Origin of the sequence: Wolbachia endosymbiont (group A) of Ischnus inquisitorius (genome assembly GCF_964026985.1) — a bacterium.
GTDB lineage: Bacteria > Pseudomonadota > Alphaproteobacteria > Rickettsiales > Anaplasmataceae > Wolbachia > Wolbachia pipientis.
The window spans coordinates 151,023-166,230 of sequence record NZ_OZ034715.1; the positions used below are offsets into that span (position 1 = coordinate 151,023).

Here is a 15,208-nt window from a genome sequence, read left to right on the forward strand (position 1 = left end):
AAGTCTATTCAATGCCTTTTAAAGCAAATTCAGGTATTTCCTTGTTTATATTGTTTAATACCACATCTGATAAATCAACTTCATCCATGGAGTATAAAACTTGGTTCTTTTTTGAAATAAATAGTACCAAATCTGTGTTGTTTTTTTCTGCCGTTTTTTTAGCGACTTCTTTTATCTTGTTAAAAACACTCTCTACTGCTTCTCTATAGCTTTCTTCTAAATGTAACATTTTTTTAGCATAATTATCTCTAACATTTACAGTGTGCTTATTAAATTGTCCTGTCTTTTCCTTTTTTGCTTCTTCTGACAAAAGGTCAAATTCTTCTTTTGATGGCTTAAGTTTTTCTAACTCATTTTCAAATTCTTGTTGTAATCTAGAATTCTGCTCCTTTATTTGTTGTTGTATATTTTGCAGAGCAAGAGATTCATTGATGACTTTGTCACTATCGATAATTGCAGCCTTTGTGTTCTGAGGTTGATATCCTACAAACTTATACCCCACAAATAAGGAAATAATTAAGGCAATAACTGATATAAATAACTGTATATATTTCATTCAAATCCCCGCTTCAATAGAAAATTTAACATTTGGTGATGGTATTATATCATAAGATTCCTTTACTAAAGGAAACCCGAAATCCAATCTAAGTCTACCAAAAGGAGAAAGCATTGAAAAGCCAAAACCTGGTGACACTCTCACAAGCTTGCTATCATAGTATTTCCCTTCATACTTCTTATTTTTATCATCTAAGCCAAAAAGTGTTGCATAGTCAACAAATAGTGAGCCTTTGATACCAGCATAGTCATATAGTTTTGGTAGAGGAAAATCCACTTGCTGTGTTAGATTAAAATAAGTTTTGCCTCCTAATGAGCTTTTATTTTTGTCTTCTGCTCTTGGTCCAATACCGGAAAGGTCAAACCCTCTAATCTCATTACCCCCTTTAAAAAAGTGCTGGCCAATGTTTAGATTTTCATCAGTATAAGAAAAAATATGACCTGCCGCCATCTTAAAGCGTAGCGTTATATCATCGTCAATTTTGCTTAATATAGGGTGCGTATAAAAAGATAAGAATTCAGATTTCAGGAAATTCACGTTTCCTCCCAATCCTGAAATATCCTGACTTAAGCGCAGTAAATACCCTTCTTTTGGAGTATAGAGGTTATCCAGTTTATTATATGCCAACGTGTATCCCACTGATGAAATCTGATGTTTACCTTTTCGGTCCAGTATTATTTCAGAGATATCGGTGTCTTGTCCACCCTTATTATCCATGTGTATATGATTATACTTATAAGAATAGCGAAGGGAATTAGTTAAGTTCTCTGTGACTTTATATGATAACTTTGTAAAAAATCCCATATCGCAACTATCAAAAGTAGTGTTTGGTTTATCTTGTTTTTCATAAAATACACCCATGCCTAGTGACGTATCAGAATCGTTAAAATTATTTTCAACAAACTCTAAATCAGTAGAAAATACGTATTGACTTTTTTCAAGAGCAAAAGAGAGCTCTTTTCCAGTACCAAATAAATTACGGTCTTTGAGGTCAATTTTAATCAATGCTCCACCAGGAAGAGACACACCTCCTCCCAAATACAACGAAGTAGTGTTTTTTTCTTTAACACTTAAGTCAAGATTTACTGCATTATCATTAACTGCATAACTATTTACTTTCACTGTTTCAAAAAAATCACTACTCATTAGTTTTTTACGTGACTTTTGAATCTCAGATATATTGTACGCATCACCTTCTGCTACACTTAGCTTACTTCTGATCACTTTATCTAAAGTGCGATCGTTACCATCAATTGTAATTTGATTTATATAAATCTTTTTACCCGGCAGCACTCTGTAGGTTACATCTACAACATTGTCACGTTGTGCATACTCTGGATTAACTTTTGCAAATATATATCCTTTCTCATTTAAATATTTGTTTATTTTTTCTACTGTATTATTAATTTTAACTCTATTAAATATCTTATCGTTTTCCTCTGTTATAAAATCCAATATTTCTTCTTTTAGGCTCAAATCCTGAATTTCAGTTTCAATATTAACCTCATTATTTCCAAATAAATACTGCTGTCCTTCGTCAATCAAAAAAGTTAACTCTGTTTGATTGTTATTATCAACCTCAACAATTGGTTGAATATTATTTTGAATATATCCTTTAGATGAATAAAAATGATCGAGCAATTCTGTGTTAATCAATAGATATTGCGGTGAATAATGATTTCCGCCTTTAAAAATAGCTCTAAATAACTTACTAAATATGTCATTACTATGTCTTTTGATAACTTGCTCTAGCTCATTTTCAGAAAAGTTTTTGTTGCCTATAAATCTTATATCCTTAATTTTAGAGGTTTTGCCTTCTTTTATTTTAAAAATTAGATTGACTCTATTGCCATCAAGCTTATTCAGGTCATATTCAATTTTAACACCAATCTTACCGTTATTTCTATAAGTAGTGACTAAATTCACTAAATCGTTTTGCAATTTTGTTTCAGTTAAAATAGTTAGCGACTTTGATTGAATCACATTACTTAGCAGCTCTTTGCTGTTAAATAACTTATTGCCTTTTAACACTACCTTGTTAATCAGTGGATTTTCTTGAATTTTTATTACTAAATTTTTTTTATCATCTATGTAAGCATTAACACTAGCAAATAACTTTGTTTTATATAGATCTTTTATAATTGAGTCTATATCATCGTCGTTTATATAATCACCAGATTTTAGTTTTATATAGAACCCTATTGTCTGGTTGCTTACCCTCTCATTACCAATACATTTGACATCTTTCACCTGCACTTTTTCCGCAGTTCCTAAAGCAACAAGCAGGGCAGGAAAAGAAATAAAAACCACTACCAGTATATAAAATAGCTTTTTCATATTTTATTTCAAAAAAGATCCCTAATATCATTTGACATTCCAGTTGCCATAAGCAAAAACAACACTAAAGCACCAAAAATAGCTGCATATTTTTGACATTTCAAGCTTAAATCCCTACGTATAACCGCTTCTATGATATAATGAAATAAATGCCCACCATCTAGCAGTGGTATTGGCAGCAAGTTAATTGCAGCTAAATTAGCTGAAATGATTGCCATAAAATATAGAGCCATAATAAATCCCTTTTTAGCTGATTGTCCTGAATATTTTGCGATTTTTATTGGTCCACCTATTTCACTTGCACTCCTCTTACCAACAATAATTTGAAAGATAGCTTTAATCGTTAAGCACATAGTGTGGTAAGTTTCACTTACTGATAAGCTCACAGCCCCAAGAAAAGACGACTGCTTTAATGTATTGACTGAAATAATCCCTATAGTTTCTCTTTCTATTGTGTTGCCAAAAACGTCTTTGTCCTTGATTATTAATGGAGTTAAACTGGTCCTGTGCTTCTCATTATTTCTGCTATACTCAATCTCCATTCTTGTTTTAGGATTCGACATTATCACACGTGAAATATCTTCAAAGTATTTTATTTTATGCTCATTGATTTGTGTAATAGTGTCACCTGGCAACAAACCAGCTTGCTTAGCTGCACTACCTTCGATTACATTTTCAATCACCGGTGGAGTGCGATAATAACCTGCTATGCTAAAAAATATTGTAAAAGCTATAACAGCAAATACCATGTTTGCAAAAGGCCCTGCAAAAACTACTGCTGCTTTTTTATGACGCGGTTTTGTATGAAATGAATACAATTTTTCTTCTTCCGTTAATTCTTGTTGATCAGCTGGGACACTCGCTGCATTAGTATCTCCTAGCATTTTAACATAACCACCCAATGGAACAACGCTTAATTTCCATCTAGTTCCAGACTTATCGTTAAAACCAAAAATTTCAGGACCAAAACCTATGGAAAAAGATTCAACTTTAACTTTGCATGCTTTGGCAACAACATAATGCCCATATTCATGCACGAATACTATGACAGAAATTATTAAAGAAAATGATAAAAAATAATATATTCCATCGCTAAATTGATGGATAAGATTAGAAATTAATTCCACCTGTATATTTAGATCTTAACAAAATGTTAAGTATATTAAAATGCGCCTCGCTTGACAAGTATTTAGTTTAACTTTTAAATTAAAAAAAGTTTAATTGTAATGACAGATACCTCACTACTCAGAAGAAAATTAATATATAGAAGCTGGCATAGGGGTTGCAAAGAAACCGATATACTTTTAGGGCATTTCGCATTGAAATATCTTGATAAATTTTCCTTAAGCGAACTAATCGAATACGAAAAAATAGTTGATCTTGATGATTACGAATTATATTGTTACATAACTCGTAAGACAAACCTCCCTCCTGGCTTGAATAGTCAGATAGTCAATTTAATTGCTTGCTTTATTGAAGCTAATCCTTTATGCACTCAAGATTAGTGATAATCTTATTTACCTTATCTAGTACCTCAGTATATTCTATTCTTTTCTCGTTTCTATACTTTTCGCGCTCTTGATTTACTTCATCTAATCGCTTTGTTAATTCTAAAATTTTATCCTCAAGAATTAGTGCTGCAAGTAAGAAATTTAATGCATCCGAACCCTTACCTCCAGTTTTTTGAGATACAGAACTAACTAACTTGTCAAAACTATTAGCAAGGCGTAATAAATGATTCCCCTTCCCACTTTCGCAAGATATTTTATATGTGTTATTACGTATAACTATTTCTACTACTTGCATATGGTGCTAAAAATTTCTATCGTACAGTATAAACTCAAACCCCTACTTTCATCTTATTTATGGTATAAATTTTTATTCATTTATCAAATCAGATAATTTTTTACTGCTACGAAAATATGTTTTAAAGTATTGATTCTTTGTAAACTTCTGTAACATTAAATGGCTTGTTTCTTTCAAGTTATAACTTCTAACTGAAAAAGAACCAAACCCCCTAATTTCAACTCTATTATGATGTTTCAATGTGCTTGAAAGTATCCCAAAAAATCTATCAACTATAGCTGCTATAACAATCTTATCTAAAAAAGGATGTCTTTTTGCTACCCTCGCTATTATATCAGACTTTGTTGCCATTTATATGAAGCCAAAATAAGTAAACCTTATCACTTAGCAGATAATGCTATGTTATATTCTTCAACACCCAATACTTCAACTTCTATTTTTTCTGATATAGAGAGTTTTTTATTCTCTGGTAAATGCTCTTGATCTATTAGAAGGGTTACATCGTTCTCAACTTCAACGACTAGTCCATTATCTTCTCTCTTACCTACAATAACCTGTATTTTATCACCTACCTTAACTTTCTTTATCAGTTCTTCAAGAGGATCATACTCTATTTGTTTTATTCCAAGATAAATTCTTGCCCGATTCACGTTAGCCCTTATTACTTTTGCTTCTATTTTATCACCTACATTATACTTCTTTATCTCATCTGAACCATTTTTAGACCAACTAAAATCTTTCACATATATTGTCCCTTCTACGTTCTCATCTATTTCAGAATCACCGAAAGCAACAGATACATATGAGCCGGTATTATTCTTCACTTCACCAGAAACAATAGAACCAGGAGGATATTTATTGATAAATACTTGCCAAGGGTTGTCTACACACCTTTTCATGCTTAAACTCATCCTACTCTTAGCAATGTCAATACTGAGAATTTTTACATATACTTCTTGTCCCCTTGTTACGAGACTACTAACTGGTAAATTACTCTTAACCCAAGTTATTTCTGACGAGTGCACTAAACCTTCAATTCCAGGTCTAAGCTCAACAAATAATCCATAATCTTCTATGCTTGTTACATAACCCTTATGCACACTATCAACTGGATATTTTGACTCTGCATCTTGCCAAGGGCTATCTTCTAGCTGCTTCACACCCAAGGAAATTTTAGCATTTTCCTTATCTATTTTTATAATTTTAACTTTTATAGTCTGACCACAAGTAAAAACTGCAGACGGATGACTTACCCTACTCCAAGAGATATCTGTAATATGTAACAATCCATCTATAACTCCCACTACATCTGATTCATGAATACCGACAAATACACCGTAATGAGTGATACTTTTTATTTTCCCTTCTATTATATCGCCTTCATTTAAAGATTCTAAAAATTTAATTTTTTCACCAGCGTGCAATTTTTCTAACACCAGCTTTCTTGATACTACAATATTGCCCTGCTTCTTATCCATTTTAAGCACGATGAACTTTTGTTCAGTTTCAATAAGGTGCTTCGCATCTTTTACTTGCTTCAAATCCACATGACTCAGCGGTAAAAAAGCGCTTGTTCCGTCACCAAGATCAACAATAAAGCCACATTTAATTGAGCGTTTAATAACTCCGCTTACTTCAGCCCTTGTAACTGTATCTTCTTCCAACTTATTCCATTTTTCGTCCCTAATTGCTTTTTCACGACTAAGAACAACATTACCATGATAATCTTCAATTCTTTCCACATAAACTCTGATTTTCGAGCCAATAATGACCTCATCATTACAACCGAGTTCCTTGATCAGAATTCTCCCGTCAGATTTTAAACCAATATCAACCACAACGTCGTTAGGGTTTATTCTTGTAATTACACCTTCTACCACATCTCCTTCTTTAATTTTGTTAACAAAAGAATCTTCAAACAAGGTATTATCTTGATCCTCAAATTGGCCTTGACATATCTCTTCTATAAATTTGTTTGATGATAGCTTTCTGATAGTAACCGGTAGATTTACGACTGGATTATTATTATTCATACCTTTACCTTTACCTTTAACTTAAACTTTATTAGAACTCATATATTATATAATATTAACAATTATTGACAAGTAATTTTTCATTAACTCATTTCGAGAATTGTTTAAGCTATATAAAATATAGTGAGAAAATTATATATGTATCAAGAATATGCTATTTAAGAATAGCAAGTGGATTAGATCGTTCTCCAGAAGGTCCAGGCTAAAACCTGATGTTGATGAAATATTGGAAAAATATTCTATTCAAAACAGCAAGGAATCTATAGAGAAAATTGTAAATTCACAAAAAAGAATATGGGTAGAAATAGGCTTTGGCAACGGTGAAAATATGCTTGACCAGGTGCTCAATGAACCTGATCTATTATTTATAGGATGTGAGCCCTACTTAAAGGGGGTTTCTCGCTTGCTAACAAACATAGAAATACAGAACATAAAAAATATTTTAATGTGGACAGAAGATGCAAGAGAATTGATTGCAAATTTTCCTGATAACAGTGTTGAAAGCCCAGAACAGATAAAATCTGTAAAACCAAAAAGAAACTCCCTCTTTACTTTATGTTCTTTGGGTATAGTGTTATGAAGAAGCGCTTCTGCAGCTATAACCGAAACAATCAATGGTGCTATAAATGCCCGTTTGAAAGCATGGTTTTGGGGGAAATGGTAAAACCATTGATGGAGTTCTTTTTGGGCTACCTCGTTTAGAAGATTGTATAACCTAACCGTCCCAAGCTGAAGTGCTTCTTATCATAATAATATAGGAGGGATTTTATATGGCAGAAGCAAAAAGTAAATTAAAAACAATAAACCTTGATGCAGCAGGGATTGATATTGGCTCGACTGTACATTATGTATGTGTACCTGAAGGAAGAGATGAACAACGTATCCAAAAATTTGGGTGCTTTACAGTAGATCTACACAACTTAGCAAAGTGGTTAAAAAAGTGTCAGGTTAGAACTGTAGCCATGGAGTCAACTGGAGTATATTGGATTCCCTTATTTCAAATATTAGAATCACATAAATTTGAAGTAAAATTAGTAAATGCGCGACATGTCAAAAATGTGCCTGGTAGAAAGTCTGATGTTCAAGATTGTCAATGGCTGCAATAATTGCACAGCTATGGACTGCTTCAAGGATCATTTAGACCGGATAATCAAATGTGTGTACTGCGTAGTTACGTTAGACAACGTGCTAATCTAATTGAAAATGCAGCTAAACATACTCAACGTATGCAAAAAGCGCTAATTCAAATGAATATTCAATTACACAAGGTTATTAGTCATATTACTGGGATAACTGGTATGAAAATCATTGAAGCTATAATTGAAGGCGAAAGAGATCCTGAGAAATTGGCTAAATTCAGGGATGCACGAATAAAAAATGATCAGTCTACTATAGCAAAAGCGTTAGCTGGTGATTATAGAGAGGAACACTTGTTTGTGCTAAAACAAGAATATGCAGCATATACTTTTTTTCAAGAGCAAATAACGGGATGTGATAAAAGTATAGAAAATTACTATAAAACATTTGAAACAAAGTCGAATGAGAACAGGGCATTGAATAAGACACGAAAGAGAAAACAGAAGAATAGTCCAGATTTTGCCGTAGATGAAGATTTATATCGAATAACGGGGATGGATTTTACTAGAGTTCCAGGACTTGATGTATTAAGTATACAGGCTGTCATTTCAGAAACAGGTATAAATCACAATAAATGGAGGACAGAAAAGCATTTTTCTTCCTGGCTCGGATTAAGTCCTGCTAATAAAATTACAGGAGGGAAAATTATTGGAACAAGAACTCGTAAAGTTGTTAATCGTGCTGCAACTGCCTTGCGACTTGCTGCTCATTGTGTATCAAGAAGCAACACTGCACTTGGTGCATACTGCAGGAGGTTAAAGAAGCGACTAGGGATACCAAAAGCGATCACTGCTACAGCAAGGAAATTAGCATGTATTTTTTATAATATGCTAAAATATGGACAAGAATATGTAGAAAAAGGAATGAACTATTATGAAACACTCTACAAAGAGAGAGTAGTCAAAAATTTGACTAAAAAAGCAAAGGAATTTGGTTATATACTAATGAAAGAGGAGCCGATAGATGAAGAAGGTTCTTAGGAGTTTCTTAGAAGAAGATTCTTTATTCTCTTTCCAGATCCATGGCCAAAAAGAAGTCACAATAAAAGACGATTAATTAATACGGAATTTTTAAATTTATTAGCAAAAAAAATACTTATAACAGGGGAAATATTCATTGCAACCGATCATCAGGACTATGCAGAGTGGATAGCATCACATATAAAGCAGTGTAACTCTTTAATCTATAGGGAAGACGATTTCACAAGTTATACTCTTACAAAATACCACAGAAGAGCGCTCAAAGATCAGCGTAAAGTGAGGTTCTTTAAAGTAAGTGTTATTAATAATTTGCAGACTATGGATCAATAGAGTTTTTGCATATCTCTTTTACGTTAACTATAGATTAAAAATAATAAAAAAAGAGGGAGAAATAGAGTAAATTCCTTTAACTACTTCTCCTTATGAAGGAATAGACTTCTTGCATAACCCAAACTAAGTAGAAAAAAGGTATCATCCAAGTAGCCCCTTTCTCGTCATGCCGCTGCGAATCGTCATACCGCCGCGGCGCTAACACGTAGCGGGATGATGAGGCTTATCGTCATGCCACCGCGAACCGTCATACCGTCACGGTATCTCTTAGCCGCTAACAAGTAGCGGGATGACGGTTGTCAGGTTAGCTGTTATCCCAGTTTTTGACACTGGGATGACAACGAAGGGCTACTTGGATGACAGGGAAGGATGCTGGAATGAAGGTTTTTCAAATTGTCGATAAACCTAAATCTATAATAACTATTTGCCTTTTTTCTAGGTTATGCAAGAAGTCTACTGAATAACAGTAAGATTTTTCAATCCTGTTCCACAGCAAATTTTAGTGCCATGTGAGTAGTTATGGTGCTGTTAACAATCAAAATAACAAAAACTAAGATGGTGATTAGTAGTGTATAAATATTCAAGGATAAATTTTCAAATTGAGTTAGCATTTTAAAATACACAAAGGTTGGCATTATCATTGGCAAAACAAGAATTTGCGATACTCCTGATGCTAAGTTGTTTTGACCAATCATCAATGCATTTCCAGTAGCTGAAATATTAGTGATTATCAGCGTATTAAATAATAAAGACACTCCAACTGCTATTGAGTGTTCAATACTATTGCCTAGAATTGCAAAGCTGAATATGGAAGAAATTACTGAAATCGGTAACCCAAATAATAACCAGTGAGCGAAAATTTTATAAGCAACTATAAGCCTAGAAGAGAGTGGCTGTACAAAGATTTGCTCTAATATTCCATCATGATAATCAGATGTAAACAAATTATTTGTAGAAATCTGCAAAACAAATGTAGCACATATCCATGTTAATGTTAACATAACTTCTTGTTTATTGTTGTTTTTAAGTGTAAATGAAGATAAACTTAACATTATGATAAAAATACATACTATATAGGTAAAGTTCTTATCATCTATTACTAATTTTTTTACTGAGTCGATCATACTAGGCTTTTAAATGTTTATTATAAATTATAGTGTTTACTTTGAGGTAGTATAATTTTTTGTTCATAAATTATATAGGTTTTATTATTTTTTTGATAATGCAATTATGGAAAAGTTACCAAAAATAAAGTCACCAGAAGATTACACTCCTTCAAAAGATGAAGAATATATGAGCGTAAAACAACTGGAATACTTCAGCTTAAAGTTACAATCAATACTCGCTGAGTTAGAGAAACAAGAACTAGAAGATAATAGTATTGATACATACTATTCTGATGAAGATAGTGGAAACGAGGAATTAATCAAGCGTCGAAAAGATAGAAAAGAAAAAATTAAGGAGGCGTTAGAAAAAATAAAATTAGGCACTTATGGTTACTGCGATGGAACAGGAGAAGAAATAGGAGTCGAAAGACTTAAAGCTAATCCGCTTGCTATATATTGTATTGAAGAGCAAGAGAGAGTAGAAAAAGAAAAGAACGTGTACAACATTAACGATTAATTTACACATAAGTGGTGAGCCCATTGGACTTCAAGAGGAGCAAGAGGCGCTGAAGTATGTTATGCTATAAAGAAAGTGGAAAATTGGACATTCTCAACTTGACTCCTGCAGATTAAAAATTAAGTTGTATCCGTTCAGGCAATGGCGTCAACTTAAGGAAAAATATCAGCGATAGTGTATAAAATTTCTCTCCAAATTTTTTATCATTAAATTATCCAAAGAGTGCAAGGGACAGCACTTTTGTTTCTGTTTTATTTCAACAAAGAAGTCTAAAATGTGTCCTTTTTAGGTGAAATATGCAAAAAGGAAAAAACCTTATTCTACAAATTAAAAATATAATATACTCGAAAACTTTTCAGAAAATCCATTGTGTTGAGTTTTACACGAACAAGAAAACTTCCTTTTTCGACAGTATTTTCTATGATTTTAAAGTTAGTTAAAAAAAGTTTGGGAATAGAATGTGAACTTATGGAGCCATTGACATGTACCCTCAAAGCAAGCTTTTTCTAAAGCAAGATATAAGATTTGCCATACAGGCTTTCAAGAATTTAAGCATCCAAACAGCCTATCAGGATGAACCTGAGTTGGAGAGGCTATAGACTTATTGCAGCAGATGGTTCTGGTATGAGATTACCCAGCTCTGGGGAAATTGTATCCGAGTTTGAACCAAATGGAACAACAGGCACCATTGGCAATTTGTTTGTTGATTTGTGTATAGCCTTTCTTATAATAGTCCGAATGCGATAAGATATGTGTTTATGGCTATAGCAGGCCAGTAGCATATTACGGTCTGTTCGGATTATTGTAAAAAGAGCTATACTTCATTGATTTGCAGTGCTCGTCTTGCAGCTTGGAATATAGGTGAACAAACGTTGGCGGCAGAGCAATTACCCGAAGTTATCACTCAAATGCGTTTATTAAATCAAGAGAAATTATTATTTATCTATGATCGTCTTCAGTAAAATTCATTCAGCAGCATTATAATTTGGAAGTAGATTTTATTTTTCGCTTGCAAAAAAGAAATTATAGTAAGCTATGGGAACGCTGGCGAATTAGATTTTGATTTTATATTAGAAAATGAAAAGCTAAAAAATAAAATGAAAGGACAGAAAGTAAGAGTTATAGTGCTGACATTAGCCAACTGAGAAACAGAGTTTTTGACCGAGACTTTGGAGCAAAGCTTATGTGTTAAGGTGGCACATAGAGGAGTGCTATAAACGACTCAAAGTAGGAGCAGAGTTAGAGAATTTTTCTGGAGAGGCTGTATTACAAGAATTTTGGGCAAACTTGGTCATGTGCAATATATTATCGCTTCATATGTGTGATGCACAAGGGCCTTGGAACCCAGATCAAATTACTGAGTATCGTTTAAATTTTTCAGTTTTATTTAGTGTAATGAGACAGAAACTCTATCAGGTACTTATTGCGCCAAAAAACTTTCAAGCCCTTTTTAAGTATACGCGCTAAAGTTAAAATCCGACCGGGACAGCCGCAATAAAGTAGATAAGCCTAAACGCCATCATGTCTTTAGGAGAGTTTGCTAATGAAAGTTCTTAAGTTGACGCCATTGGCTGTTCCGATTCGTTATATGACATAAGAGCATCATATATTTCATGCAATGTATTTGAGATGTTTTTTTCCATATGTTGATTAATATGCCCATATATTGTCGTCTCTTCCGAATACTCTGTATCTTTATGTATATGATTTTGTTGCTTTAATTCTTCTCTATCTACACTCTCTATTTGCTCTGACACTAGCATAACTACCCCATATTTTACATAACGAAATAAAAAAATTCTAACTGTAGTATGCTTATATAATCTACGAAGTCAATAGTTAAATTGAAAAGTTTCGGTTATAATTTACTTCATATAGAACATGCCCTTGAATTATGCTAAAAATCGCCATAGTAGGCCTACCAAATGCTGGAAAATCGACCCTATTCAACAGATTAGTAGGAAGAAAAGCAGCAGTAGTGAGTAACATTCCAGGAGTGACAAGGGATAGGCGAGAGGGAATGGGGAGAATTAGCGATTTGGAGTTTAAAGTTATAGATACAGGAGGATGGAACGACCAAACTAATTTTTCACTACAAGTTATTGAACAAATCGAATTTTCTTTATCCAATTCAAACATAATTTTCTTTCTTGTTGATGCAAAAGTGCAAAATGAGCGAAATGAAGAGTTTGCAAAGTGGCTGAAGAGAAAAATAAATAAACCTGTAATACTAGTAGCAAATAAATGCGAGAGTCATAAATCCGAAAATGTTGATTATTTGCAGTTTTTTGATTTTCTTGGCCCGGTGTATATCTCTGCCGAGCATAATCTTGGCATGGTTGATCTTTATGATGCATTAGCTGGTGTTATTGAAAATTTTAACGAGAACACTGAGTTACCTAACAATGAACTGAGTAGGCTGAGGATCGCGATCATCGGCCGTCCGAATGTTGGAAAATCAACTTTTTTAAATGGTTTACTTGCAGAAAACAGACTAATAACAAGTTCAGAGCCAGGTACCACACGTGATTCTGTGGATATTACATATGATCATGATGGAGAGTTAATTACTCTAATTGACACTGCCGGAATCCGCAGAAAGGCGAATGTTGTAGATGGCTTAGAATCAAGATTTGTTGAGAAAAGCATGGAATCAATCAAGCGCTCTCATGTGGTAGTTTTAATGCTAGACTCCCTAGTTGGTATTGAGCAGCAGGATTTATCAATTGGTGAAGCTGCAATTAAGGGAGGGAAAGGGATTATTGTTGTTTTAAATAAGTGTGATTTAATAGGTAAGGATGACAGAAGCAGGTTAATAAAATTTGTCAAACAACAGGAAGTAACCAGGTTATTCTTGGAAGTGCCAACTATAACAATTTCTGCGTTAAAAGGCATGCGCTGCGGTGATGTGATAGATAAGTGTCTTGAAGTGAGTGAATCCTTGAACAAGAAGATCAGCACTGCAAAACTGAATAAGTGGCTCATAGATGCTGTAGGAAAACATTCTCACCCTCTTGTAAAAGGCAAAGCAGTTAAAATGAAGTATATCGCTCAAATTGGTACTAAACCTCCAGCTTTTTCTTTGATATGTAACATACCTGAAAGTGTTGATGAAAGTTACAAACGCTATTTAATTAACGATCTCAGAAAAAATTTCTTTGCAGACGGTGTGCCAGTTAGATTGCTTTTGAAAAAAAATAAAAATCCCTATGTAAAATGAATACTCTGCTTTATACTTTCAGGGATAATTTACTTAAAGTTATGTGTAATAATTCCAGAATTCCTGCAATCTTTCTGCTGTCGAGTGCCGCTGCTCTAATTTTTGCATATGTGCTAGAATATTTTTTCAACATGCTGCCATGCAAGTTATGTACATACGAGCGAATAGTTTACTATATCGCTGGATTACTTGCAGTAGCGTGCATGCTTAAAGACAACAAAATTCTAATCTATGCAATGTTTTGCAGCTACCTCATAGGTGCAGTAATATCTTTTTATCATATAGGTCTTGAACTCCACTTATTTCATGATGTTTTAGGTTGTACAGAGCAAGCAAGTAGTAACGTTAGTATAGAAGAGCTCAGAAATAATCTACTAAATCCTAATTACTCTCCATCTTGTGACAGACCTCATTACGTTCTAGGTGTTTCCTTAGCAACATGGAATCTAATTTATCTCATAGTAGCTCTGTTCGTATCAGGTAAGGTGTATTGTGGAGAAAGAAAGAAATCTAAATAATTTAAGGTACAGCAACAATCAGTTCTTGCAACAGGCAATTAGAGTAGATCACGCTGGAGAATATGGAGCTATTTGCATTTATTCTGGTCAAAAATTTATTCTTAAGAAATCTTCTATAATCAATGAAATAATTGAAATGGAAGAGCAGGAAAAAAAGCATTTTCACTATTTTAATGAGAAAATCAAAGAGCAAAAAGTTCGTCCTACTGTTTTGTTGCCTGTTTGGCGTGTTTTAGGAGTGTCGCTTGGCGTTGCAACTGCCATTATGGGCAAAAAAGCTGCTATGGCTTGCACTGCTGCAGTTGAAGAAGTTATCGGGGAGCACTACAAAGAGCAAGTTTCACATTTAGAAGATGGGGAATTAAGAGAAACTATAAGTAAATTTCGCGACGAGGAGTTAGAGCACAAAGATATTGCAATTCAGCACAATGCTGAAAGCGCATTTGGCTACAACATTTTATCATCATTCATAAAAACAGGCTGCAAAACTGCTATTTACTTGTCTAAGTTAATTTAACTAAGCAGCTTTCTTAAAGTGTTTTAAATGTTCTGATAACAACAGAAACCAGGAAGGAATTCAAGTGTAACAATTATTTTATAACTATATTTACATATCACCATTATTAATAAATAATTAGTATTTGTAAATTAAATACATCTAAAGTATA

13 protein-coding genes and 4 pseudogenes are annotated in these 15,208 nt (G+C 33.4%); 9 read left to right on the plus strand and 8 right to left on the minus strand.

Annotated elements, in window-relative coordinates:
• Positions 1–4: 4 nt before the first annotated feature.
• From AAGD90_RS00795 to rseP, 3 genes are read right to left on the minus strand one after another with little or no spacing between them, the layout of a single operon-like run.
• A complete protein-coding gene (locus AAGD90_RS00795; RefSeq protein ID WP_341821976.1) occupies positions 5–556 on the minus strand; it encodes an OmpH family outer membrane protein in 552 nt (183 codons plus the stop codon).
• Entirely contained in the window at positions 557–2,893 is a 2,337-nt protein-coding gene (bamA, locus tag AAGD90_RS00800; RefSeq protein WP_138264850.1) for an outer membrane protein assembly factor BamA, read from the minus strand.
• An 8-nt stretch (positions 2,894–2,901) separates the two neighbouring features.
• On the minus strand, positions 2,902–4,020 hold the full coding sequence (gene rseP / locus AAGD90_RS00805; protein WP_341821977.1) for an RIP metalloprotease RseP: 1,119 nt from the start codon (positions 4,018–4,020) through the stop codon (positions 2,902–2,904).
• A 99-nt stretch (positions 4,021–4,119) separates the two neighbouring features.
• On the opposite strand from rseP, the gene AAGD90_RS00810 reads away from it, so the two are divergent.
• Positions 4,120–4,398, plus strand: coding sequence for a succinate dehydrogenase assembly factor 2 (locus AAGD90_RS00810; RefSeq protein WP_006279484.1), 279 nt, complete (start codon positions 4,120–4,122; stop codon positions 4,396–4,398).
• Here AAGD90_RS00810 and AAGD90_RS00815 read toward each other — a convergent pair.
• From AAGD90_RS00815 to AAGD90_RS00825, 3 genes are all read right to left on the minus strand, one after another.
• Entirely contained in the window at positions 4,373–4,699 is a 327-nt protein-coding gene (locus AAGD90_RS00815; protein ID WP_010082086.1) for a cell division protein ZapA, read from the minus strand. The genes AAGD90_RS00810 and AAGD90_RS00815 overlap by 26 nt on opposite strands.
• 72 nt (positions 4,700–4,771) lie before the next feature.
• The gene (locus AAGD90_RS00820) at positions 4,772–5,050 is read right to left on the minus strand and encodes an HU family DNA-binding protein (RefSeq protein WP_010963035.1); all 279 of its coding nucleotides are present in this window, start codon (positions 5,048–5,050) and stop codon (positions 4,772–4,774) included.
• Positions 5,051–5,079: 29 nt separating this feature from the next.
• Positions 5,080–6,732, minus strand: coding sequence for a 30S ribosomal protein S1 (locus AAGD90_RS00825; RefSeq protein ID WP_341821978.1), 1,653 nt, complete (start codon positions 6,730–6,732; stop codon positions 5,080–5,082).
• A 151-nt stretch (positions 6,733–6,883) separates the two neighbouring features.
• Here AAGD90_RS00825 and AAGD90_RS00830 point away from each other — a divergent pair.
• The 3 pseudogenes from AAGD90_RS00830 to AAGD90_RS00840 form a co-directional block, all read left to right on the plus strand.
• Positions 6,884–7,234, plus strand: a pseudogene (locus tag AAGD90_RS00830) (tRNA (guanine-N7)-methyltransferase); the annotation flags it as partial.
• A gap of 268 nt (positions 7,235–7,502) precedes the next feature.
• Positions 7,503–8,849, plus strand: a pseudogene (locus AAGD90_RS00835) (IS110 family transposase).
• A gap of 15 nt (positions 8,850–8,864) precedes the next feature.
• Positions 8,865–9,179, plus strand: a pseudogene (locus tag AAGD90_RS00840) (tRNA (guanine-N7)-methyltransferase); the annotation flags it as partial.
• Positions 9,180–9,655: 476 nt separating this feature from the next.
• Here AAGD90_RS00840 and AAGD90_RS00845 read toward each other — a convergent pair.
• The gene (locus AAGD90_RS00845) at positions 9,656–10,303 is read right to left on the minus strand and encodes a heme exporter protein CcmB (protein ID WP_010963039.1); all 648 of its coding nucleotides are present in this window, start codon (positions 10,301–10,303) and stop codon (positions 9,656–9,658) included.
• Between the two features lie 106 nt (positions 10,304–10,409).
• Here AAGD90_RS00845 and AAGD90_RS00850 point away from each other — a divergent pair, with 106 nt between their 5' ends.
• Together AAGD90_RS00850 and AAGD90_RS00855 are read left to right on the plus strand one after the other, a co-directional pair.
• Positions 10,410–10,802: a TraR/DksA family transcriptional regulator gene (locus AAGD90_RS00850; RefSeq protein WP_341821979.1), complete on the plus strand. Its 393-nt coding sequence runs from the start codon at positions 10,410–10,412 to the stop codon at positions 10,800–10,802.
• A gap of 296 nt (positions 10,803–11,098) precedes the next feature.
• Positions 11,099–12,346, plus strand: a pseudogene (locus AAGD90_RS00855) (transposase).
• A 9-nt stretch (positions 12,347–12,355) separates the two neighbouring features.
• Here AAGD90_RS00855 and AAGD90_RS00860 read toward each other — a convergent pair.
• Positions 12,356–12,565 (minus strand): hypothetical protein, encoded by a 210-nt coding sequence (locus AAGD90_RS00860; RefSeq protein ID WP_010081834.1) that lies wholly within the window; start codon positions 12,563–12,565, stop codon positions 12,356–12,358.
• Between the two features lie 131 nt (positions 12,566–12,696).
• On the opposite strand from AAGD90_RS00860, the gene der reads away from it, so the two are divergent.
• Genes der through AAGD90_RS00875 form a run of 3 tightly spaced genes read left to right on the plus strand, consistent with a single transcriptional unit; the run spans position 12,697 to position 15,057 of the window.
• Positions 12,697–14,022: a ribosome biogenesis GTPase Der gene (gene der, locus AAGD90_RS00865; RefSeq protein WP_341821980.1), complete on the plus strand. Its 1,326-nt coding sequence runs from the start codon at positions 12,697–12,699 to the stop codon at positions 14,020–14,022.
• Positions 14,019–14,540 (plus strand): disulfide bond formation protein B, encoded by a 522-nt coding sequence (locus tag AAGD90_RS00870; protein WP_010963042.1) that lies wholly within the window; start codon positions 14,019–14,021, stop codon positions 14,538–14,540. Before der ends, AAGD90_RS00870 begins: the two co-directional genes overlap by 4 nt.
• Complete coding sequence (locus AAGD90_RS00875) at positions 14,515–15,057, plus strand: demethoxyubiquinone hydroxylase family protein (RefSeq protein ID WP_006279362.1); 543 nt, start codon at positions 14,515–14,517, stop codon at positions 15,055–15,057. The genes AAGD90_RS00870 and AAGD90_RS00875 overlap by 26 nt, the downstream gene beginning before the upstream one ends.
• The last annotated feature ends 151 nt before the right edge of the window (positions 15,058–15,208 follow it).